This window comes from Myxococcus stipitatus DSM 14675, from assembly GCF_000331735.1.
Taxonomy (GTDB): domain Bacteria; phylum Myxococcota; class Myxococcia; order Myxococcales; family Myxococcaceae; genus Myxococcus; species Myxococcus stipitatus.
On sequence record NC_020126.1, the window covers coordinates 6,870,375 to 6,895,427 of the forward strand.

At 70.4% G+C, this 25,053-nt stretch carries 3 protein-coding genes (1 of these 3 cut by a window edge); all 3 read right to left on the bottom strand.

The window, feature by feature from the left end; translation table 11 throughout:
- Tightly spaced (at most 7 nt apart), the 3 genes in view from MYSTI_RS43930 to MYSTI_RS26415 form a layout consistent with a single transcriptional unit that may run on beyond the window.
- Nucleotides 1-22,401 carry the 5' portion of an amino acid adenylation domain-containing protein gene (locus tag MYSTI_RS43930; RefSeq protein ID WP_169558665.1) on the bottom strand. The gene continues 20,157 nt to the left of window position 1, outside the view, so the window shows 22,401 of its 42,558 coding nt (coding positions 1-22,401); its start codon is at nt 22,399-22,401; the stop codon falls past the left edge of the window.
- Nucleotides 22,398-23,252 carry an ACP S-malonyltransferase gene (fabD, locus tag MYSTI_RS26410; RefSeq protein ID WP_015350862.1) on the bottom strand — a complete coding sequence of 285 codons (855 nt, stop codon included), beginning with the start codon at nt 23,250-23,252 and terminating at the stop codon, nt 22,398-22,400. Before fabD ends, MYSTI_RS43930 begins: the two co-directional genes overlap by 4 nt.
- Nucleotides 23,253-23,259: 7 nt before the next feature.
- Nucleotides 23,260-24,741, bottom strand: coding sequence for an AarF/UbiB family protein (locus MYSTI_RS26415; protein ID WP_044281407.1), 1,482 nt, complete (start codon nt 24,739-24,741; stop codon nt 23,260-23,262).
- Nucleotides 24,742-25,053 lie beyond the last annotated feature (312 nt).

Here is a 25,053-nt window from a genome sequence, read left to right on the forward strand (position 1 = left end):
CACCACGGCCTTCATGCGCACCGGGTCCCGGCCATCGGCGCGCAGGTACAGCGCCTGTCCCCCCAGCGCCTCCATCTGCGCGAGCGCCCGCTGCTGCTCGGGCCCTGGCTCACCGCGCCCCACCAGGACGACCCGCGCGTGAGACTCCCGCGCGAGATACCGCCCCAGCTCGAGCCCGATGCCTCCGCCTCCCCCCAGGATGAGGTAGACACCCCCCTCGCGGAAGGGCGAGGGGACGGAGGCCTCCAACCGGAGCGGCATCAGCTTTCGCGTGAACCGCCTGCGCCGGCGCAGCGCGATGACATCTCCCGGGCGCGACTCGACGTCAGCGCGCAGCCAGTCGCGAAGGCCCTCCACCAGCCCCGGCGTGGCGAGCTCGCCCGAGGCCACGTCGTAGCACCGCACAGTGCAGGCACGGAGCTCCCGCGCGAGCGAGTGCGTGAGCCCATGAAGGGACGCACCGAAGGGCCGGAGCGTCTCCGCTCCATCGATGGCCACCGTGTCGCACGTCACCACCTTGAGTGTCGCGCGTGACGGCCCCGCGAGCAGCACACGCCCCACTTGGAGCAGCGCGAACGCCCCCGCGCGCTGAGCCGCGTCGAGCGCGGCCAGGTCGAGCAACCCCGAGCCCCCCACATCGATGCCGAGGAAGTAGATGACGTCCGCTTGTCCGATGCTCGCGAGCGCCGCGTCCGGCAGCACGTCTCCCAGCGCGAAGTGCGAGAGGCGGTCTCCCGAGTGGGCCGTCCGCAGCACGGAGTCGAGCCCACCCGCCCGAGGCCCCGAGAGCACGACCACGCGCTGCCCCGTCACCGAGGCGGGCCGCGCGCGTTCCTCCTCTTGGGCAACCCATCGCGGCTGGAAGAAGAAGTCCAGCTCGCGCGGCTGGAGCGGGCGCAGGTTCAGCTCGCGCAAGACGACGAGCACTTCACCCGCATCATCGACGAGGGTGACCTCATACCGCTCGCCCCCCTCATTCCTCGCGATGGCGAAGACGCGCTCGGGCAGCGGACGCAGGACCTCCACGGCATCGACGCTGAAGGGCAGGCGCGGTGCCGCATCGGCCTGCTCCGCGAGCGCCCCGACAGTATGGAGCGCGGCGTCGAGGAGCGCGGGATGCAACACGAACCGCTCGCTCCCCTCCATCGCCTCGCTCGGCAGGACCACCCGCCCGAGCGCCACGTCCTCGCCCACCCGGAGCTCGCGAAGCCCCTGATAGGCCGCGCCATAGGCCACACCGTTGCGCGAGAACCGCTCCCGGAGCGCCTCCGTATCGAGCTCGCGGGTGCAGCGAGCCTGCACCTCTGGAACCGACCTGCGCTCGGCCCGGACCTGGAGCGCCCCCACCTCACCGCGTGCATGAACGACGGTTCCGCGGCGCACCTCGAAGAGGGTCCGCTCCTCACGAGGTGTCAGCACCACCTGAAGCTCCAGCTCCGAGTCGACGAACGCGGGCCGCAACCACGTCACGTCCGAGAGCCGGACCGCGCCCCCCTCCCCCTTCTGGCGCTGATAGGCACGCGCCACCAGGTCCAGGTACGCGACCCCGGGCAGCACCGGCCTGCCATTCACCCGGTGGTCCCGGACCTTCCACTCCGTCGCCTTCAGCAGCGTGGACTCCGCGCCGGCCTCCGGACGGGCAAGAGCCTCCACGGGAGCCCAGTAGCGGGTCCGCGCGAACGCATAGCCCGGGAGCGAGATGCGCCGAGGCCGTGGCGACGCGTACAGGCGCTCCCAGGGAACCTCCGCTCCCGCGATGAAGCCCTCCCCGATGGCCGACAGGTCGCGCGAGTGGAGGACCTCCTCGTCGAGGCTCGGGCCTGTCGCCCCAGGAGTGAGCTCCGCCCAGAGCACGCCAGCGGTCTCTCCCCGCCCCACGCGAGCCAGCACCTCCAGCGCCTCGTCCAGCGAGTGGACGACGGTCGCGATGCGCACATCCATCGCCTCCCGGCCCACCTGCAACGTGTAGGCGACATCCCGAAGCGCCACCGACGAGAGGCGCCGCAAGCCCGTGTGCAGCGAGGAGGCCGTCGCCGCCAGCCGCTCGCGATTGCGCGCGGAGAGGACCAGCAGGAGCCCCGCCTCGGGCTGCGCTGGAGTGAGGGACGGCGCTTCCGGTGCCTCCTCGAGGATGACATGGGCATTGGAGCCCCCCGCGCCGAACGAACTGACAGCGGCGCGCCGAGGCGTCTCCCCTCTTCGCCACGACTCACTCGTCCGCTGGACCCGGACGGGAGAGTCCGCGAGCTCCAGGTTCGGGTTGAGGGTCTCCGAGTGCAACGACGGCACGAGCCAGCCATGGCGGAACTGGAGGAGGACCTTCGTCAGGCCCGCGACTCCGGCGGCGGCCTCGAGGTGGCCGATGTTGGACTTGATGGAACCCGTGGCACAGAAGCCCGAGTCGGCCGTCTCGTTCCGGAAGGCACGCCGCAGCCCGATGAGCTCGATGGGGTCTCCGAGCGACGTCCCCGTGCCATGCGCTTCGAGGTAGCTGATGGTCCGCGCGGGTATCCCCGCGACCCGCAGCGCATCTTGAATCACGTCACCTTGAGCGCGCGGGTTGGGAACCGTGTAGCCCTGCGTCTTCCCGCCATGGTTGATGGCGCTCCCCAGAATCGTGCCGTGGATGACGTCGCCATCCGCGAGCGCCCGTGAGAGCGGCTTGAGCAACAGCGCGCCCACGCCCTCTCCAGGCACGTAGCCATCGCCCCCCGCGCCGAAGCTGCGGCAGCGCCCATCCGTGGACGCGAAGCCCCGGCTGCAGATCTGGAGGTACTTGTTCGGATGCAGGGACAGATTCACGCCGCCCACCAGGGCCATCTCGCTCTCCCCCGACAGCAGGGACTGGCAGGCCAGGTGCAGCGCGGTGAGCGACGACGAGCACATCGTGTCGACGACGAAGCTGGGGCCTCGGATGTCGAAGAAGTGCGAGACGCGGTTGGCGATGGACGAGAGCGGCGAGATCAGCGGCGCACGGCCCGCAGCGGCCTCCTCCACCCCGAACAACTGGTAGTCCGCGTAGAGCACTCCGACGAAGACCCCCAGACGGGTGCCGGCGAGCGCCTTTCTCGGATAGCCCGCGTCCTCGACGCAGTGCCACGCCTCCTGGAGGAAGAGTCGCTCCTGCGGGTCGATGAGCGCGGCCTCCCGAGGGGAGATCTGGAAGAAGAGGGGATCAAACGCCGCCGGGTCGGAGATGAAACCGCCCCACTTCGAATAGGCCCTGTCGTAGCGACGAGGGTCCCACCGCTCCGGGGGAATCTCCGTGATGGAGTCGACTCCGCCCTTGAGGTTGTCCCAGAGCTGGTCCAGGTCCTCCGCGCCAGGGTAGCGGCCACTGACGCCGATGATGGCGATGCGGTCGCTCCAGGCCCCCTCTCGCGCGAGAGGCTCGTGCGAGATGAGCGTCACCAGCTCCGGCGTCACCACGGCAGGCGCGGCGGTCTCCGGGGTCAGGAGCTGGTTGAGCACCTCTCGACGCTCGGTGACCAGGTACTCCGCCAGCTGGGTCAGCCGCGAGTGCTCGTACAGCACCGTCTTCGACAACGGGCCCACCTGTCGCTCGAGGTCGCGCACGAGCTGATTCACCATCAGCGAGTCGACCCCATACCCATCCAGGGGTTGGTCCAGCGCGATGCGCTCGGGGGCGAGCTTCAGGGTCCGCGCGACGAACGCACGCAGGAAGTGCTCGGTCCGCGTCCGCAGCTCTCCCACCGCGAGCAAGGGACTCACGGAGCCCGGCTTCGGCCCCTCGTCCCGGGTGTCCGCGCCGGGAGCGGGTGAGCCCGGCGGAGAGGCCACCGTGTCGAGCAGCCAGTACCGCTCGCGAGCAAAGGGATAGGACGGCGTGCTCACGGGAGGCGGAGCACCCTGAGCGTAGAGGGAGGACCAGTCGACCTCGGCCCCTGTCACCCAGCGCTGCGCCCACCGCGCGCCCTCCCTGTCGCCTCGGGGTCCCGCCTCGACCTGCGCGACCGGAGTCCCCGCCGTGCCCCGGTACACCTGCTCCGGGAGCTCTCCCCGAGCGAAGGCGGCGAGCTTCCTCCGGGCGTCATCCAGGCTCGAGGCCATCACCGCGAGCCGCTCCGTCATCACCGCGCGCCGAAGCTGCAACGTCGCGGCGAGCCGCTCCAGGAGACCCGACGCATCCGAGACACCTCGGCGGCGCTCCAGCCAGACCGCCAGGTTCTCCACCATCGCGCGAAGCCGCTCCCCGGACCGGGCCGACAGCGGGAGGACCCAGTGCGCCCTCCGCGGCGCGGGGCGAGAGTGCGGGCGTGGCGCCTCCTCGATGACCATGTGGCAGTTCGTGCCGCTGAAGCCGAACGCGCTCAGGGCCGCGCGGCGAGGATGCGCGCCCTCCCGAGGCCAGGGCCGAGCGGTCCTCGCGAGCTCCAGCGGGCTCGACGCCCAGTCGTGATGGCGCGTCGGCTGCGCCACCTGGAGGGTCGCGGGGATGCGCTCGTGCTGAAGCGACAGGAGGATCTTGATGAGCCCCGCCAGACCGGACGCCGCCGACGTGTGGCCCAGGTTGCTCTTCACCGCCCCGAGCAAGCAGAAGTGCCGGTCCTGCGAATGCTGGCGCAGCGCCGTCGCGAGCGCCTCGACCTCGATGGGGTCACCCAGCGGAGTCCCGGTCCCGTGGGCTTCGACGTAGTCGAGCGTCCTCGGGTCGATGCCGGCACGACGCCAGACCTCCAGCTCCAGCGCGGTCTGCGCACGCCCCGACGGCGCGGTGATGCCGTTGGTCCGCCCGTCCTGATTGATGCCCGAGCCTCGGATGACGCCGTGAATCCGGTCGCCATCGCGGAGCGCATCCTCCAGCCGCTTGAGGACCACCACCGCCGCGGCCTCGCCCACGACGATGCCATCCGCCCCGTCATCGAAGGAGCGGCAGTGCCCCGTCGGAGAGAGCATGCCCGCGTGGCTCATCTCGACGTACGTCTGCGGGGACAGGTAGAGCGTCACGCCCCCCGCCAGCATCAGGTCGGCCTCGCCTCGCTGGAGCATCCCGCACGCCATGTGGGTTGCGACCAGTGACGAGGAGCAGGCGGTGTCGACGGCCAGCGCCGGCCCTCGAAGGTTGAGGTGGTAGGCGATGCGCGCCGCGAGGATGGACGTCGCGTTGCCCAGCATCATCTGCCCCGCGCGCTCGGGATGCTCCCTGCGCGGCAGCAGCGCGCCGTACTCATTGCTGATGACACCCGCGACGACGCCACACCGGCTGGCCGCGAGCATGGAGGGCGATTGCCCCGCGTCCTCCAGCGCCTTCCAGGACTCCTCCAGGAACAACCGCTGCTGCGGGTCCATCACCTCCGCTTCCGCGGGCGAGAGGCCGAAGAACGCCGGGTCGAAGCAGTCCACGTCGGAGAGGAACCCTCCCCAGCGGCTGTTCGTCCGGTTGGGGGTCCCCACCCGCGCGTCGAAGTAGTGCTCGGAGTCCCAGCGCTCGACGGGCACCTCTCCTATCCCGCTCCTGCCCGCGTCGAGCAGATCCCAGAGCTCCTCCGCGTCGCGAGCACCGGGGAAGCGGCCCGCGAAGCCAATCACCGCGATGCGCGAGTCGTCCGAGCGGGACTCCGCGGGCGGCAAGGGCTCGGGAGTGGGGTGCACCCTCGGCGCGGCCTTCGGGAAGGCCTCCGCGACATGCCGCGCCAGCTCCCTCACGCTCGAATGGTCATAGAGGGCTTGGATCTTCAGCGTGATGCCCATCCGGCGGTTGATGGCATCGACCAGCGCCAGGCCCTCCAGCGACCCGACGCCCAGGTCGACGAAGCGTGCATCCGGGTCCAGCTCAGGAACCCCCAGCTCCATCACCTCCGCGGCCAGCGCCAGGAGCGTGTCGCGCAGGGCGGCCCCCTCGTCCGTCGACGGGGCGGGAGGTCCCTTGCGAGTGCCGGAGGCAGCCACGGCGTCCACATGGGGCGTGGGCTGTTGCAGCGCCTCGAGGTTCGCGGCGAACAGGGCCTCTTCCGTGAGGGAGTCGGCGCGCTCGAGCTCGAGCAACATGTAGAAGAAGAGCCTCCGCCGCAGGGCCTTGCCGAAGTGGACCCAGCTCCGATGCAACGTCTCGAAGGCCGCGGCCTCGGGCTTCTCCCGCGTGAGGCGAGCGAGATTCTGCTCGAAGTTCGGGTCGTCGAGGAAGTGGATCACCTCGCGGCTCGAGTCGATGCAGCGGCGGAGCTTCAGCTTCGCCTTCGTCAGCATCCCCGCGTACTCCGTGAGCGAGCTGCTGAACATCGCGAGCTCGGGCAACTCGACGGGCACCGTGGAGGCCACGGAGTCGATCAGGAGGACGCGTCCCCCTGGGGCCAGACTCGCGACGATGTTGTCCAGGGCCTCCTGCTTGCGCTGGATGTGAGGGAAGACCTCGAAGCCCACCACCAGGTCGTAGGTGGAGGGGAACGGGTCGCGCGCGCTGTCGCGGTTGAAGATCTCGATTCGTGAACCGAGCCCTGCTCGCGCCACTCGCTGGGCCGCGCTCCGCGCCTGTCCGGGCGAGATGTTGTAGCCGTGCGCGGCGGCCTGGGGCAGCTCGCGCATCAAGCCGATGAGGTCCACCCCGAGGCCACAGCCGATGTCCAGGACCCGGCGCACCCGCGTGAGGTCGACCCCGTCCAGCAAGAGCCGCTTGGCCTGCTGCTGCCCCATCCGCAGCGCCTGACGGAAGGCCGGGTGGCGCTCCGGCTCGTGATACGCCAGCAGCCAGGAGAACCCCAGGGGCGGCTGGAGCAGCGGCGCGAAGGTGAGGTGGGGCTCGTCCCCCTCCCCGGGAGTGGCGTCCGAGAAGAGCGCGTCGTAGTAGGAGCCGATTCGCCGGGCGCTCTCCTCCACCGGTCCCGACGGGGCGGTGCGCTCACCCTGCGCGACCGGAGCCAGGGAGACGGGGTCGAGCGAGCAACTCCGCTGCTCGAAGGGATAGGTCGGGAGCGAGACGCGGCGCACGGGGCCTTGGTGGAGCAGGCGCCAGTCGACGCGCTGTCCGGAGACCCAGAGCCCCGCGAGGGCCTCGAGGTCTCCCGCCGCGAGGGCCTGGGCCGCTCCCTGGCCCTCCACGGCATGTCGCGGAGCCGAACCTCGCGCCCCCACGGGCTGTCCCTCGACGAACGCGTCCAGGGCCTTGGCGAACTCGGGCAGGGAGGAGACGACCACCGCCCATCGCTCGGAGAAGGCCTCACGCCCGGTCTGCAACGTGAACGCGATGTCCGCCAGCGACAGGCGCCCTTCCCCGCCGCGCACGGCGCCAGCGAGCCGGGAGGCCACCTCCCGCAGCCGCGCTTGCGAGCGTGCGGACAAGACCATCACCTGGGGACCTGCCGAGATGCCGGAGCTCGATGCCTCCATGGACTCCTCGAGGACCGCGAAGGACTCCACGCCTCCCGCGCCGCATGCGGTGATGCATGCGCGCCGAGGCATGGGCACACCCGTCTCCTGGCGACGTGGCCACTCCATCGCGTGAGTCGGGAAGAAGAACGGTGACGCCGTCACATCCACTTCGGGCGCGAGCTTGCTCGCCACATGCAGCGGCAACAGCTCGCCGTGTCGCAACTGGAGCAGCGCGCTGATGAGCTGCAAGACACCGGACGCGGTCTCCGGGTGGCCGACGTAGGGTTTGACGGAGCTGTAGGCACAGAAGCCCCGCGCCTCACCCGCGGTCTCGAGCAGCGCGCGGGTCGCCGCCCGCCACTCCGTGATGTCCGACAGCGAGGCCCCCTGGGCCTGGGCGCCGTAGACACCGAGGGTCTCTCCGGTGACTCCAGCCTCTCGCAGCACACCGGCCAGATGGGAGGCCTGTGTCACCGGCGAGGGGAGGAAGTAGTCGGAGGCGCTGCCCTTGTGGGAGAGCGACGTGGCGCGGATGAATCCATGGAGGTTGTCGCCGTCCGCCACGGCCCGCGCCGCGGGCTTCAGCAGCACCACCGCCACGGCCTCGCCCGGCGTGAAGCCGTCGCCTTGACCATCGAACAGCGCGCTGTCCGGGCGCGTGGAGACGACCCGCAGCTCCGACAGCCGCATGTACTGGGAGGGATGCAGGTAGAGGTTGACGCCGCCGACCAGGGCCAGCGTGCACTCGCCTCGCCGCAGGGCTTCTCGGGCGAGGTGGAGCGCCGCCATCGAGGAGGAGCACGCCGCGTCCACCACGAGGCTCGGCCCGGTGAAGCCGAAGAAATTGGACACCCGGCACGGCAGCCCGTTGGCGCTGGCGTCCACCGCGGTGTCCCCGCCACCGCTTCGCTGGGTATAGCTGGACGGTCTGGCGCCGATGAAGACACCGACGCGCTCCTCGCGCAGGGACTCACTCGTGTAGCCAGCGTCTTCCAGCGCGGCCCAGCTCGTCTCGAGCAGCAGCCGCTCTTCCGGAGTGAGCGCACGCGCGGCTCGCGGGGTCATGCCGAAGAAGAGCGGGTCGAACTGGTCGACATCGTCGAGGAACGCGCCCCACCGCGGGAGGGACCACTTCTCCTGGAACGCACGCCAATCCCAGCGCTCGGGGGGAACCTCTCGGATGGAACGAACCCCCGCCCGGAGGTTCCGCCACAGCGAGTCCACGTCCTTGGCGCCAGGGAACAAGCCCGCCATGCCGATGACGGCGATGCCTTCGGGCGTCTCCTTGGGGGCACGCGCCACTTCTCGCGGAGGCGTGCCGAGGTGCTTCTCCAGGGCGTCCCGATGTGACGCCATCAGGGCGGCGGACAGGCGCGCGACGGAGTCGTTCTCGAGCGGCAGGGTCCTCGGGATGGGCCCGAGTCCCTCACTCAGCCGATGGTTGAAGCGCTGGAGGAGGATTGAATCCAATCCCAGCTCGGCGAAGCGGTCGTCATCGGAGAGCTCGCCGTCGTTCAGGCGGAGCTCTTCACGGAGGAGGGAGCGAAGCCACTGTCGCGCGCGGGGCTCGAGGGAGGACACCGGTGCCTCGGGAGGTGGAGCGGGCCGCGCGGGCGGCGCGGGTGGGACCTGGAGGGAGGGAGACGGCTCCTCGCGAACCAGTCCGTTGCTGCGTGCCAGCAGCAATCGCTCGGGGAGCGAGGAGACCTCCGCGTCGTCGTCCCCCATCACCGCGGACGAGCTGAAGCCTTCCCTGTCGAGCAAGAACCGCCAGCCCGTGGCATCGAGCAGCGGTGAGTCGGAAAGGCGCAGGTGCGCGTCCTCGAATCGCCACCAGCCATCCAGCAGGCCGAACGTCAGCGTCGTGAAGTGCTGGACCCGCGTCAGCTCTTGCAGGAGGAGCCATCCGCCACGCTTGAGGAGCCACTTCGCGTGTCGCAGCGACTCCGTGCAGGAGCGAGTGGCGTGGAGGACGTTCGCGGCGAGCACGAGGTCGAACCCGCCTCGCTCGAAGCCCTGCGCCCCCGGGTGCCGCTCCACGTCCAGCGGCTTGAAGCGCAGGAAGGGGAAGTCCTTCGCGAATCGCTCCTGACCGTTCAGCAGGAACGCGGGCGAGACATCGGTGTAGACGAACTCGACGGCGCGTCCGGAGTCGCGCAGCGCGGCGAGCACCGCCGCCGAGGTCCCTCCCGTCCCCGCGCCAATCTCCAGCACGCGGAAGGACTCGGTGTCGGGGGAGGCGCGGAGAGCCGCCTCGACCGCCGCGGCCACCTGCTTCCGCAGCGCCTGCGCCTGCGGATTGTCCGAGTAGATGGGCGCCACCAGGGCCGACGAGCCCCCTGGGAACAGGACATCCGTCGCGCGCTGCGTCCCACGGAGCACCGAGACGAACGCGGTGGCGGCGGTGTCGAGAAGCGTCAGATGCGAGGACAGGAGCGGATGCCGCCGGGCGAGCTCCTGACGCCTCCGGGAAGAAGCCTCCGGTGCTTCCTCCAAGGCGGGAGCAATCACGGAGAGGCGGGAGCCTTCATCCTGGAGCCACCCGAGCCGCACCGCGGGCGCGATGAGGGCATCGAGGAGCCGCCGATGGGGCGCGATGACTCCTGCCCGCTCGGCGAGGCTCGCTTTCTCGTGGAGCTCCCCCGGCGCGCTCAGGATGCCCAACTGTCGAAGGATGGCCGCGAGCGCACGAGCCCCCTCTTCCTCCAGCGCATCCTGTCCCTGGCGGAACGCATCGAGGGACGCGAACACCGGACGGCGGATGGAGGCCACGGTGCGCTCGAAGTCGACGGGCGAGAGCCCCGAGACGGGCTGACTCCCGGGCATCGGGTTCGGGGACAGTTCTCGGAGCAGATCGGGCGTCGCGACGAGGCAGGCCACCTGCGGCTCGCCCGAGGCGAGAATCGACTCCAGCGCCGCGAGTCCCTCTGGCACTTCGATGGAACCCAAGCCGAGCTGTGCCATCCGCCGCTTGGCTTCGGGCGTGGCGACGGCTCCGACGGAGCCCCAGTATCCCCAGTGGATGATTCGCAGCGGCAGGTGCTCCCTGAACCGGTGCGCCATCGCGTCCTGGAGTGCGCAGGCGGCCGCGTAGTTCGCCTGACCCGCGTTCCCGAGGAAGGACTGCATCGACGAGAAGACGACGGCGAAGTCGAGCGGCTCATCGCGCACGGCCTCGAAGACCGCCTCGGCCCCGTCGACCTTCGGCGCGAGCACGGCGAGCAGGTCCCGCGTCTCCAGGTCTCGCAGGGCCCGGTCCTTCAACACGAGCGCGGAGTGGAAGACGCCGTGCAGCGCACCGAAGCGGCGCTTGATGTCGTCGACCACGGAGCGCATGCGGGCCCTGTCCGCGCAATCCGCTTCGACGTAGAGGGCCTCTCCGCCCTCGCGAGCAAGCGCGTCGAGGGTGCCACGAAGCCCCGCATCGAGGGGCCTGCGACCCACCAACACCACCCGGGCCGCCGAGGTGCGAGCCAGATGTCTCGCGACAGCAAGGCCGATGCCGCCCGCCCCGCCGACGATGAGATAGACCCCTCCACGCCGGAAGGGAGACAGGTCGGGAGGAGCCAACTCCAGCGGGGCAAGGACGCGCTCGAACCGGAGATGGCGCCGGAGCGCCACATCGCGGGGACGGGCGCTCGTGGGCTCGGAGAGGATGGCGCGGGCCACGGCTTCACGGGCCGCCGTCGGAGCACCGGGCCCCACGTCCTCGCGCGCCACATCCACGGTGGCGACACGGATTCGAGGTGTCTCGCGTGCGACGGCCTTGCCGAAGCCCGCGAGCGCGGCGCCGCCAGGAATCACCCTGTCGCCCGCCAGGATGGAGCAGGCACAGGTCGAAACGATTCTCAGCTCGACAGGCCCCGCCTCCGCCCGGGTCAATGCCCGCACGAACCGAAGCAAGGAGACAACAGGCGCGGTCGACGAAGACGCAGGTCCCGCGACGAAGCACACCTGGCTGACCGCTCCGAGCCGAGGGAGCAGCCGTTCCCAGCCCTCCTCCTCCTCGGAGGACAGATGCCACACCTGGTCCGAGTACGAGCGCGTCTCGCTCCCCAGATGAACCGTGAGCGCGGAGTCCCCCAGCCACCGGACCAGTGCAAGGCCCAGCTCCAGCCCCCCGCTGTCCATGATGACCAGCGACCGCCCCGAGCCCGTCGAGAGGGGCCCCACCATCGGCGCGGCGCCATCCGCGAAGGAGCGCGTGCTCCACGCGAGTGGCATCGGTATCCACTCACTGCGCAACAGCGTGGGGGGGTGTCCCGGCACGTGAACGTCGGCGGTCTGCGTGACGAGGGGCTCCTGGATGGGCGACTCCGGACGTCGTGGCAGCCAGTACCGCTCGCGCGCGAACGGAGAGGACGGCAGATGCGCGCGGCGCGGCCTGTGCGTCCTGGGCAGAGTGGTCCAGTCGACCTCCGCCCCCGCTACCCACGCCTCGGCGAGCGCTGACAGTTCCTCGGTCGTGGAACGAGCCACACGACGCACGGCTGGATCCGAAGCGTCGTCGCGCACCTCTCCGAACCAAACGCGCTCAGACACCTCGCCCCGCGAGAAGCGCGTGAGCGCATCCACGGCCTCCAGCCGATCATCCGCGACAACAGCCAACCGCGCGGCCATCGGCGACCGCCCTGTCTGAAGCGTGTACGAGACATCGGCGAGACTCGCCTCCGTCGAAGGTGTCTCGCGCAACCACGCGGCAACCTCCCCCGCGAGAACCTCCAGTCGCTCCTTGTCTCGCGCGGAGAGCACGAGCACCTGGGGCTCCACCTCCTCCTGACGAGGGCTCCGGGGGTATTCCTCGACCACCACGTGCGCGTTGACGCCACCAAAGCCGAAGGAGCTGACGCCCGCGCGCCGTGGCGCGTCCCCTTCCACTCGCCACGGCGTGTTGCGCTCGACGATGAAGAAGGGACTCTTCGCCAGGTCGATGTGCGGGTTGAGCGTCTCGAAGTGGAGCGTCGGCGGGAGCGTCCGCGCGCGCATGGCGAGGACCACCTTGAGCAAGCCCGCCAGCCCCGCCGCCGCCTCGAGATGCCCGAAGTTGCTCTTGACCGACCCGAGCCCGCACCACGGCGCCACCGCCGAGTCCTCCCGCGACAGCTCCCGGAACGCCCTCCGCAGCGCCTGGACTTCGATGGGGTCCCCCAGCCGCGTCGCGGTCCCATGCGCTTCGATGTAGCCGACCGTCCGCACGTCGACCCCGGCCCGCGAGTACGCCTCGACCAGCAGCTCGGCCTGGGACGCCCCATTCGGCGCGGTGAGCGAGTTCGCCTGACCGGCATGGCCGACCGCGCTCCCGAGGAGGAGGCCGTGAATCGCGTCCCCATCCGCCTCGGCCTGTGAGAGCCGCTTGAGCACCACCGCGGCGGAGCCCTCGCCGCGCACATAGCCGTCCGCGCGGTGGTCGAACGTCCGGCAGCGGCCACCACTGCTCAACATCCCGGCATGCGAGAAGGAGAGGTGGAAGAAGGGCGAGAGCACCAGGTTCACGCCGCCGGCAATCACCACATCGGACTCACCGCTCCGCAGCGCCTGGAGGGCCCGATGCACCGCCACGAGTGAGCTCGAGCACGCGGTGTCGATGGGCTCACTCGGCCCTCTCAAGCCCAGCAGATGTGAGATGCGATTGGGCAGGATGGAGCGGGCATTCCCCGTCGACGTGTGCGCCTCGACCTGCCCTCCGGACCGCGCCAGCAGCTCCGCGTAGTCCGACGTGCAGACCCCCACGAAGAGCCCGGTCCGAGTGCCTCGAAGGCTCGCCGGGTCCAACCCCGCATCCTCGAGTGCCCGCCAGACCGTCTGGAGGAAGATGCGCTGCTGTGGGTCCATCAGCTCGCACTCGCGGCGAGAGATGCCGAAGAAGCGGCCATCGAACTGGTCCACACCTTCGATGAACGCGCCCCAGCGAAGTGCCTCCGTCGAAGAGCCGCCACCGCCCAGCGAGCGCCAATCCCAACGCTCCGAGGGAATCTCCCGGACCAGGTCCCGCCCTGCCTCGAGGTTTCGCCAGAACCCGCTCAGCGTCTCGGAGCCTGGAAGCACCGCGGCTGCCCCCACGATGGCAATCGGTTCATCGTTCCGCGCACGCGCGGCGACCTTCGGAGCAGGCGCGGGAGCTGGAAGCTCGGCCACGGGAGCAGACACCTCCCGCGTGATTCGCGGCGCCAGATGCGTCGCGAGCTTCTGGAGCGTCGACTGCTCGAAGAAGAGCGCCGGAGTCAGGGAGAGGCCGAACTCGGAGTTGAGCCGGTTCGCCAGCTCGGTGAAGGAGAGCGAGTCGAACCCGAACTCCCCCAGCTCCCGCTCCGGACCCAGCTTGCGAGGCTCCTGCTTGAGGATGGCCGCCGCCAGCGTGGTGAGCCGAGACCGAAGCTGCTCCACCGACAGGGCGGAAGAGGTCCGCGGAGCCTGCGTCGGCGGAGGCGCGCTCCGCGCCGGAGCAAAACGCGCACGGATGCGCTCGACGTGCCCCTCCGCGACGAACAACTGGGGTGTCTCGAGCAACAGCGCGTCCTCGAAGGCCGCCAGCCCCGTGGCCGTCGCCATCGGACGAAGGCCCAGGACGTCGGAGAACCAGCTCTCCGTCGGCCCATCGACCGCCATTCCGCCCTCGCGCCACAGCGGCCAGCTGAGTGAGCGAGTGACCCCGAAGCGCTCCCCTCGCGCGCGAAGGGCTTCACGGCTCTCGACGAAGCCATCGAGAAACGCGTTCGCGAACGCATAGTCCGCCTGCCCGACGTTCCCCATCAGTCCCGCGACCGAGGAGAAGACCACGAACACCTCGAGGGGCTCCGAGCGCAGCGCCCGGTCCAACAGCGTGACGCCCGTGACTTTCGGCGCGACGACCTCCTCCACTTCGGCCAAGGTCTTTCGCGTCAGCCGCGAATCCCGGATGACACCCGCCGAATGAATCACTCCGGCGACCCCACCGAAGCGCGCCTTCGCCTCTGCCACCAGTCGCGAGACATCCTCCTCGCGAGTGACGTCCGCCTGGACATAGAGGGCCTCGCCCCCTTGCGCGGTCAGCGAGGCGAGCCACTCACCCAGCGCCTCCGTCAGGGGAGACCGACCGCAGAGAACCAACCGGGCCCCCTGCGTCGCGAGCCGCTGCGCGAAGAGCCGCCCGAGTCCCCCCGCCCCGCCCGTCACCAGGTACGCGCCGCCTGCACGCGGCGAAGCCCTGCGGCCGAGCCCCACCGGCAGCTCCTTCAGCACGCGAACCTGGCGTCGCCCCTCCAGATAGCGGACCTCGCTGTCCCCCGATGCGAGTTCCTTCCGCACGACGTCGACGAACGAGGGCCCGCGCAAGTCCGCAGCGGGAGCGGACACCACCGTGGCCGAAGCCCCCGCATGCTCCAGGGCGAGCGTCTTGCCGAACCCCGCGAGCGCCCCCGTCCAGGGGCGGCGCAGACCGTCTTCCTCTTCATGCAGGAAGAGAAGTCGAAGCGTGAGCTCCGCGGCCCCCACCGCCGCGGCCTGGGTGAGGAACAGCGAGGCAAACAACCCCGCGGCCAGCTCGCTCCGCGTGCCCCCATCCCCACGCCACAGATGGACGACAGACCGAGGTGAAGCTCCCTCCTCGGCGAGAGCCGCGAACAAGGAGCGAAAGTCACCCGGCTCTCCTGGACGGAGCACGTAGTGACCACGCCCGATGCACCGGAAGCCGGGCCCTTGCTCGACGAGGACCACCCGGCCGCGCCACTGCTTCGAGAGCTGAGCCCATCGCTCGGTGCCCGAGTCCAGCAGGAGCAGCTCCGGCTCCTCATCCCCCCGCGAAGACAGAGCCTCCACCCAAGCAGGCGCGAAATAGACGAGGTCCCGAGGAGCCACGGGAGCCTGCTCCGCTCGCGCGGGCCGCAGGAAGAAGTCGCGAATCTCCAGGTGGATGTCGCCCTGGGCATCCGCCACCGCGAGGTCGATTCCGCTCCCGCTCGCGGCACGCGTCACATGAACGAAGCACCGCGCTGGGAGCCGTCCCGAGAGCCGCACCTCTCCCATCGTGAACGGCAGGTGCAGCTCCTTCGCGGAGTGATTCCAGAAGCCCGCGAGCGCGACCTGCAGCGCGCCATCAATCATTCCCGGATGAAGGAGCACATCCCCGGGCCCCTGCTCTCGCGCGCCTGTCGGAAGAGCGAGCACCCCGAGCGCCTCGTGCTCCGAGGCCCACACCTCTTCCACGGGACGGTACGCGGGACCGAGCTCGAGCCCGTACTCCCGCAAGCTCGCATAGAGCTCACCGCGCGAGATGCGAGGAAGGACGCGGGCCCGAATCGCCGCCAGGTCCAAGCGGCGCGGAGTCCAGGAGGGCTCCGGAGGAAGAACACGCCCCTGCGCGTGGCGCACCACCGCGCCACCTTCGCCACTCGACTGGATGGAGAAGGACCCGTCCTCCGCGCCCTGCTGAAAGTGGAACGAGACCTTCGCGGCCCCACTCTCGGCCCGAACCGGCCGCATCCAGACGAGCCCACCCAACCGGGTGACAGGCTGCCCCGTGACAGTGGACCCCGCCGACCGAGCCATCTCCACCATCGCCGCCGCGGGGAGCACCACGTCGCCGCGCACCACATGGTCAGCGAAGAAGACGTCATCGGCCGTCAATCGGAAGTCGACGCGCGAGGGCCGCGTCATGACGGGAAGCCAGAAGCGCTCAGGCGCGAAGGCGTGACCGGGCAGATGCACCCTGCGCGGAGTCGTGGGGCGAGGCAACGCGCTCCAGTCGAGCTTGACGCCACTCACCCAGAGCTGCGCCAGCCGCGCGAGGTCCCCACTCGCCGCCACCTCCGCGACGAAGCCGCGTCCAGCCGCGCCCTCCAACAAGGACGCCCAACCCCGGTGGGAGCGAGCATTCCCCACCGCGAGCAGTGCCCCCGCCCCTGACTCCAGGAACCGCCGAAGCGCCGCCACCACCTGCTCACGGCCGGAAGCGACAAAGGCCAGTCGCTCATCCATCGCGGTACGCCCCACCTGGAGGGTGTAGGCGACATCCACGAGCCGCTCGTCGCTCCCTTGTTCCCACCACCGCAACAGGGCCGCCGCCTGAGCGCGGAGCCGCTCCGGGTCCCGCGCCGACAGCACCCACAGCTCCGGCCCACCGGCAGAGGCCTCGGTGGAAACAGGACGCGGAGGCGCCGACTCCAGGACCACGTGCGCATTGGAGCCGCCAAAGCCAAACGAGCTCACCCCCGCGCGACGAGGCTTGGACGTCCTGCCCCACTCCACCGGGCCCGTGGCCAGGAAGAAGGGACTGCCCGCGAGGTCGACGTGGGGGTTCTGCTCCGCGCAGTGGAGGTTCGAGGGGATGACCCCCAGGTGCATGGCGCCGACGACCTTGGCGACGCCCGCGAGCCCCGCGGCGGCCTCGAGGTGCCCGATGGAGGACTTGAGCGCCCCCAGCGCGCAGACGGGTGGAGCACTCGCATGTGCCCACTCGGAGTAGAGGCCCGCGAAGGCTTCCTTCAGTGCGTTGACCTCGATGGGGTCCCCGAGCACCGTGCCGGTCCCATGCGTCTCGATGTACGAGACGGTCGCCGGGTCGATGGCCGCATCCCGATACGCGGCGCGGAGCAGCTCGACCTGCGCGGACGGGTCGGGCGCGGTGAGCGACTGCGCGCGGCCTCCATGATTCTCCGCCGAGCCGAGCACGATGGCGTGGATGGGGTCGCCATCCCGCTCCGCGTGGCGCAGGGGCTTGAGCAACAGCATCACCGCGCCTTCGCCGCGCACGTAGCCATCCGCCGAGCGGTCGAACGTGCTGCACCGGAACCTCGGGCTGAGATACCCGCCACGCGCCAGGCTGACGTGGAACAGCGGTCCCAGGACCAGGTTCACGCCGCCCACGAGTGCCAGGTCGCACTCGCCAGCGAGCATCGAGCGTCGGGCGCGGTGGAGCGCGACCAGCGAACTGGAGCACGCGGTGTTGATGGGCGAGCTGGGCCCTCGGAGGTTCAGGAAGAACGACAGCCGATTGGTGAGGACCGTCTCGGAGACCCCCGAGAGGGTGTACGCATCCACGGGCTGCTGCTCGCGGCACTGCACCTCCCAGTACTCCGAGCCCGCCGAGCCCACGAACACACCGGTCCGACTGCCAGCCAGCGTCGTCGGGTCGAGGCCCGCGTCCTCGATGCAGTGCCACGCCACTTCGAGCAGGAGCCGCTGACGAGGGTCCAACAACTCCGCCTCGCGCGGCGAGATGCCGAAGAAGGCCGCGTCGAAGCGGTCCACGTCGTCGATGAAGCCCGCCTTGAAGTCCGGCTCGACGCCCGAGCGCTCGAGCGTGGCGCGAAACGCCTCCGACCCCGGTCGCTCGCGAGGCATCACGCGGACGCCGTCGGCTCCACGCGCCAGGGAGTCCCAGAACGCCGGAAGGTCCGCTCCGCCCGGCAGTCGACCCGCGATGCCGATGATCGCGAGGGGCTCCCCTTCGCGGACCCGCCAGTCCTCGCTCTTCAACGAAGCCGCTGAGGCCGCACGTGCCTCAGGGGCCTGCACCGGCGCGGAGACAGGGCCGGGTGGTTCTGCGCCCACCTCCGTCTGTTGCGTCAAGGCCCGAGGAGCCACACGCGCGCGCGGGTCCTCCGCCAGATGCGCGGCCATCGCGTGAAGCGTGGTGAACCGATAGAAGGCCGTCGGCGACAGCTCGACGCCAAGCCGGGCGCGGATCTGGACCGCCAACGCCGTGAACCGCAGGGAGCGAAAGCCATACTCTCCCAGCGGCCGGTCGAGCTCGATGAGGCCCGCGCCAGGGGCCACCTTCTGGGCCAGCTCGCGCAGCACCTCCGCCAGCGCCAAGGCGCCCGCAGGAGCCGGGCTCACAGCCGCCCCCAGCTCGGCGGCAAGCACCGCGGGGTCGTCCTTCCCCAGACGAACGCGGTCGACCTTCTGGTTCAGCGTGAGCGGGAACCGCGCGAGCACCTGGAACGCCGAAGGCACCATGTACTCGGGAAGCCAGCGGCGCAGCTCCTCCGCCAGCCCCTTCACCGAGCGCGGCCGGGACAGCCGCACATACGCGATGAGCCGGTCATCCTGTCCCTCCGCGCGCCGGAGCACGACCACCGCCTCCGCGATGGCCTCCAGCTTCTCGAGCGCGGCCTCCACCTCACCCAGCTCGATGCGATAGCCAGCGAGCTTGACCTGCGCATCCACGCGTCCGACGTACTGGAGCGAGCCGTCCTCCTGAAGGCACACGCGGTCCCCGGTCCGGTACATCGCGCGACCGCTGGGCCCGAACGGGTCCGGGACGAATCGGTCCGCGGTCAACTCCGGTCGAGCGACGTACCCCCGAGCGACACCCTCCCCGCCGATGAACAGCTCCCCTGTCTCGAGCGGAGCCACCGGGCGCCCCCGCGCATCGAGCACGTGGCACCGCGTCCGGTCGATGGGGCGCCCCAGCGTGATGGGAGTCCCGGAGTGGACCTCGCCAGCGGTCGACCAGATGGTCGTCTCCGTGGGCCCATAGACATTCCAGAGTCGAGTGACCCGCGAGAGCAGCGCGTCGGCGAGCTCACGGGTCAGCGCCTCACCGCCACACAGCGCGACCAGGTCGAGCCTCCGAGTCCACCCGGCCTCGATGAGCATCTTCCAGGTAGAGGGGGTCGCCTGGACGAGTGTCGCCCCACCCTGTTCGAGCGCCCGGAGCAGCTTCACGCCATCGTGAGCCGTCTCCGTCGACACGAGCTCGACGGTGCCGCCTGTGATCAGCGGCAGGAAGAGCTCGAGCCCCGCGATGTCGAAGCACACCGTCGTCAGGGCGAAGAGACAATCCTTCGGTCCGCACTTCAGCAGCCGCGCGAAGGACTGAAGCAGGTTCGTGAGGCTGGAGTGGGTGACCTCCACGCCCTTGGGGCGCCCTGTCGAGCCCGAGGTGTAGAGGACGTACGCGGGCCAGTCTCCCTGGGCCACGGGGCCCTGCTCGGGAAGCGGGCCCGGAGTCCCCAGGTCATCCACCCTCAACGACAAGGTGTCGAAGCGAAGCTCCGCGCTCGCGCCGTCCACGAGCACGCAGCGCGCGCCCGCATCGGCAATCATGTACTCCAGCCGCTCTCGCGGATACGTCGGGTCCAACGGGAGGTAGGCCGCCCCCACTTCCAAGGTGCCCAGCAACGCGGGGATGAGCTGCGGGGTCCGCTCGAGCAGGATGCCCACGCGCGCCCCCGGTCCCACGCCGTGCGCCCGAAGCCTCGCCGCGATGCGCGACGCGTGGGCCACCAGCTCGCGGTACCGCAGCACGGAGCCTCCCGCGCGGAGGGCCACGGCCTCGGGCGCCAGCGCCGCCTGCTCGCGCACGAGCTCGGGCAGGCAGCGGTCCACGGGACGGTCCGACACCCCTTCTCGCAACGGCTCGTGCGCCATCCGCCGCGCCTCGTGCCTCACGGGAAGAAGCTCGGGGGCCCGCTCCGCGAGCTCGAGGCGGGAGCGGTCACGAGCGAACAGCGCGTCGAACTCCCCCTCGGGGCCGCAGTCGTGCCAGCTCACGGCACACGTCCACTCCGGACCCGACAGGGCGGTCAGCGCCTCGGGCTCCACGCCCGTCGCCGAGGAGGCCGCGTCCGAACCCGCCAGGAGCCGTGCCGCGCGCCGTGCCACGTCCTGGGTCCGCGCATTCGGGATGTCGCGAACCGCCATGAGGCCCGAGGAGGACGCAAGCGCCCTGAGCAACCCAGGCATCCCGCCCACCTCGTCCCAGCGGGACACCGTCACGGAGGGGGCCTCCGCGTGCGCGGCTCCCACGCGCAGGACGACGTCGTAGCGGTATCGGGTCAGCTCATTGTGCGCGCGTCCCCGCTTCGGAGTGAGCGAGACCCCCGCGATGCGAGGAAACCGACGCCGCAGTGACAGGAAGAACGCCGGGTCCAGCACCAGCTCCGACTCATCCTCCAGGGCGCGCCGGAGCCGCTGAGCGGCGGGCTCCACCTGTCCCCCCGAGCCCTCTCGCGACTCCGCGAGCCGCTGCACTCCGAGCAGCCGCAGGTTCCGCACGTCCCCCAGGTAGATGAAGCCCTCGGGCGTGAGCAGCTCGAGCGCGGCCTCGATGACACGCGACAAGTACTCGGACGAGGGGAAGTATTGGATGACCGAGTTGAGGATGATGGTGTCGAAGCGGCGATGCGCGAGGGCGCGCAGGTCATCCGCCGGAGCCACCTCCAAGGTGACCTTCCGCGCGTCCTCCCCCAGCCGATGCAGATGGCGGCGGACATGGGCCACCGCGTTCGCGGAGAAGTCCGCGCCGCAGTAGCTCAGGGAATGCGGCGCCAGGCGCCACAGCAGGAGCCCCTTGCCACACCCCAGCTCCAGGATGGCCCGGGGCGACAGGGCGAGCACCCCCTCCACCGTCGCATCGACCCACTCACGCATGTCCGCCGCGGGAATGGGCTGCCCCAGGCTGTCGCGCCAGCACGTGGTGTCGAAGAGCGGGTCCGCGCCAGGCTCGCCCTCGTACGAAGCCTCGTAGACCTCACGCCATCGAGCGAGGTGCTCGGTCGTCCGCTCGACCCGGCGCACGAGCCGCTCGAGCGCCTTCTCCCAGGCCTCCACCACCCGAGCCGTCGAGCCCGCATCCACGCGGGCCTCGAGCTGTCCTCCCTCCGCCGTCAACCGCAGGAGCCAACGCGGCGTGCTCCTCGGATGAGGTGAAGGAGCAGCGCCCCACTCCACCTCGACTGTCGGCCCTCGCGAGGCGAGGTCCGGATAGCGCAGCCGGAGGTCGGCGAAGCGCAGCGACTGCCCCCGCGCGGCCGTCAGCGCACGGCCCAGGGACTCCCGAACCTCCACGGGCCCCGGGTCCTTCGCGGAGACCTCCAGGTCCCACTCGCGAACAAAGAGGCCCGCCACCGGAGGCAGCGCCTCACCGGGTTCCGTCCGAAGGGTCAGCAGGAGCGGGGTGCTCCGCTCGCAAGACATCACCGCCGAGACGAGCGCCGACGTCACCACCTCATCCGCCTCGGCCCTGTCACGAAGGCCCGCGATGAGCGCACGAAGGCTCTCGGGGAGCACCACCACGGCGGGCCCCCACGTCTCCGGCGGCGGCTCTGGCTGGGCACTCCGGCGAGAACGCCACAGCGACTCGTCACGCGCGGCGACGGGAACCCAGCGTGCAATCGCCTCGGCCAGCGCGGGCTCCACGCTGTCGAACCGGGCCCCGACCTCCAGTCCCAGCGCCACGAGCTGCTCGGCGCTCAGCGGCCCCCGCTCACCGTCGACCAGCGCCCCCAGCAAGAGGTCCTGTCCCACGGTGGCGACCCGGACCCGCGTCCCCTCCCACGCGAGCACCGTCCCCGCCTCCTGCCCGCTCCGCGACGAGAGCAGCCGGGCCTCCCCCACGCCCACGGCCCGCCCTCGAATCAACACCTTGGGTGTCCCCAGGGGATTCGCGGCGATGCCGAAGTCCAGCGCGCGAACGAACGCGGCGATTCGCTCCGAGGACCAGGCCCAATCCACGAGACATCCCGAGGCGGGCTTCATCCGTCGCGGATGGAACACGGTGGCCGAGCGCTCTTGAGGCCGCGCGCTCAGGTCCCCTCGGACCAATCCATCGAGCAGCTCACCGAAGGACTCGAGCCCCTGCTCGTAGCACTTGAGGTTCAGCGACAAGGACGTCTCGTCCTCGACGATGGGAAACCCGCGGGTGAGCAGGAGCGGCCCGGCATCGACCTCCGGCGTCATCTGGTGCCAGGAGATGCCATGCTCGCGCTCACCATTCAGGAGCGCCCAGCTGGCCGCGTGGAACCCGGCGTACCGAGGCAGCGGACCATCGTGGTAGTTGATGGCGCCCCGCCGAGGAACCTCGAGCAGCGCCCCGGGGATGATGGAGAAGCAATAGACGCTGAACAGGACGTCGATGTCCTGGGCGCGAAGCCACTCGGGCTCCACCGAGAGCGGGCCCGCGGGCACCCCCGAGTCCCGCGCCCACTGACGAAGCGCCTCGGACGGGCTCATCACCGCCGCGACGCAGTGCCCCCGCTCGCGCGCAATCTCCGCGCACGCCATCAGCATCGAGCCTTCCCCCACGAAGGCACATCGCAGACGCGCGGAAGCCCCCAGCTCCACCCGGGATGACCCACCGTCCCCGGCGCTCATGACTCCACCTGCCGACGGACTTGCGCGACCAGCGCCGTCAGCACACGTCCCGGTCCGACCTCCTCGATGTCCGCTCCGGGTTGTTTCAACAGATATTGAACAGACTCCTCCCACCGCACCGGGGAGGTGATCTGCTCGACGAGCAACCGCTTGAGGGCGCCACGGGGATAGGGCTTCGCCTCGACATTCGACACCACGGGAATCCGCGGCGACGAGAGCACGAAGTCCTCGATGAAGGCCTCGAACTCCTGTCGCGCGTCACGCATGCATCGCGAATGAAACGCGGCACTCACCGGCAGCCGCTTGAAAGCCTTCGCCCCCACCCGGCTGAAGCTGCCTTCGGCCTTCGCCAGGGACTCGAGCGGCCCGGAGAGCACCTGCTGCTCCGGCGCATTGAGGTTCGCGAGGTCCAGGTCGCTCAAGCCCTCGTCGCGCAACACCTCCCGGACACGTGCGGCGGACAGCCCGATGACCGCGGCCATGCCCCCCTCACGCGCCCGAGCCATCACCGCCGCCCGGCGCTGGACCAGCCGCAGGCCCGTGATGAAGTCGAAGGCCCCCGCGGCGAAGAGCGCGTTGTACTCACCCAGGCTGTGTCCCGCGACCATCTCCGGCCGCTGGCCCGTCTCACGCACCTTCTTGAGATATGACAGGGCATTCACGACATAGAGCGCGGGCTGCGTCCATGCCGTCTGGTGAAGATTTCCATTCACATCATGGAGGCACAGCTCACGAACCGACCAGCCCAGGACGGCGTCCGCCGCCGCGAGCTCATCCGGTGCGCTGTCGAACAGCTCCGCCCCCATTCCCAGGCGTTGCGAGCCCTGTCCCGGAAACACATGGATTCGCATACATTCGTTATAGCCCCCTCCGCGCGGGAAGGTGGCTATCTCTCTCAGCAAAGCGCAGCGCCAGTCGCCGCAGTCCCCACGCACCCACTGCCGAGCTCACCAAACCCATCACAAACACAGGCACGGCCGGCAATCCTCCAGCCGCAACGGCCCTTTCCACCCAGGAGTCCGTGGAGAGCGGGACGTCGAGTGTCATCCGTGCCACCAACATCACCAGCAACACCACCGTCACGATGAAGACAGTGCTCACGAATCCGGCGGCATGGGAGAAGACATACGCCACGAGCGTGGATTCGGACGCGAAGGGCAACGAGGCGCGCGAGGCCTGCTCCGCGGAGCTCCGCGCGGACTCGATGGCGGCGAAGGAGGCCTGCCCCATCGCCTCCCAATCCGGCGCCTGGGGCGTCTGCGCCTGGACCGTGAGCCGCCGCGCGGCCCGCCGCACGCTGCGCTTGAAGAAGCGCCGCAGCTCCGACGCGACGCGGAAGTGCGAGTCCAGGGTGAACAAGGCCCCCTCCAGGCGGCGCAGCTCCTGGCAGGCGCGAAGGACCGCCGAGTCGAAGATGATGGAGTGCCGCCGCATCGTCGTGTGGACCGTCTCGAAGAGGGCGCCGAAGGAGCGCGTCTCGCTGGGCAGCGTCTCCACCTCCGCGCGCTGGGCCCAGGCGCGGACCTCCCGGGAGACCACCTTCTTGAGGTGGTAGGGCTCCAGCGGAGGCAGGGGCTCGGCCAGCCGCAGCAGCGGGAAGAAGGCCCCCTCGTAGGAGCGCCGCAGCAGCGCGTGCAGCAGGAAGTGGAAGGCCTCCGCGCGGGGCACGCCCATCTCGAGCGGGAGCACGAACGGCTCGAAGCGATAGCAGAACCGGTTGTCGCCCAGGAGGACGATGTCCCGCATCCCCTGCACGGGGACCAGCGTCCGCGCCTCCACGAGCTGCCGCATGAAGGAGCGCCAGAGTCGGGACGCCAGCACCTCCGGGTCCGTCCCGTGCTCCACGAACCAGGCCTCCGGCCCCCCCACGTCGAGCGCCCTCGCCTCCACCTCCTCCAGCGAGGGCCCCTCCACCCGCTCCGCCACCAGGACCTCCGGGCCACACAGCCGCTGGAAGACGCGCGGGGAGCTGGCGCCTGGATAGCGGCGGACCTGCTTGCGCAGCTCCCGCATCGCATGGGCCTGGATGCGCAGGTCCAACCCATCCCTCAATGACGCACGCAGCTCGCGCGCCAGCCGCTCCCAGGGAACGTGGCGCAGCTCGTTCGTCCGGCCCAGCCGGGCGAAGAAGAGCTCCATCTCCTGGAGCTCGTCATTCAATCGCTGCTCGGCGTTGGGGTCCCGGACGGCCACCCAGACGGGCGCGCCGCCACGCTTCAAGGTGGCGGCATGAATCTGCCCGAAGACCGAGACACGCGCGGGCCGCTCGTCGAAGTCCACGAGCCGCTGCTCCATGAAACCACCCATGGCGCCCGCGACCACCGCGCGCGCGTCGTTCATCGGACGCAATCCGCTATCCTCCTCGGGTCCCTCCAGCTCACGGCAGAACGGCGCGGGAAAGACATCCAGGCGCGAGGCCAGAAGCCACCGGGCCCGATGCCAGAATCCCCCCAATGCATCCAGACGCCGGCGGACCCTCGCGCCTTCACGCGAGGCTCTCGACGGCTGCTGACTGACACGAACCAGGCTCCGCACCAGCCCCCGGACCAGCCGTCCTCGAGCCAATGCACGCAGGCCCCGCCTCCATCGCCGCATGGAGGCCGGGGGCCTGACTTCAATGTCATTCATTTCGTCCGCACCAAGGAGAAGAGG

Excerpts from the sequence above, each read along its gene's own strand:
- MYSTI_RS26415 (WP_044281407.1), bottom strand. The coding sequence starts at position 24,741 with ATGAACGACGCGCGCGCGGTGGTCGCGGGCGCCATGGGTGGTTTCATG.
- fabD (WP_015350862.1), bottom strand. The coding sequence starts at position 23,252 with ATGCGAATCCATGTGTTTCCGGGACAGGGCTCGCAACGCCTGGGAATG.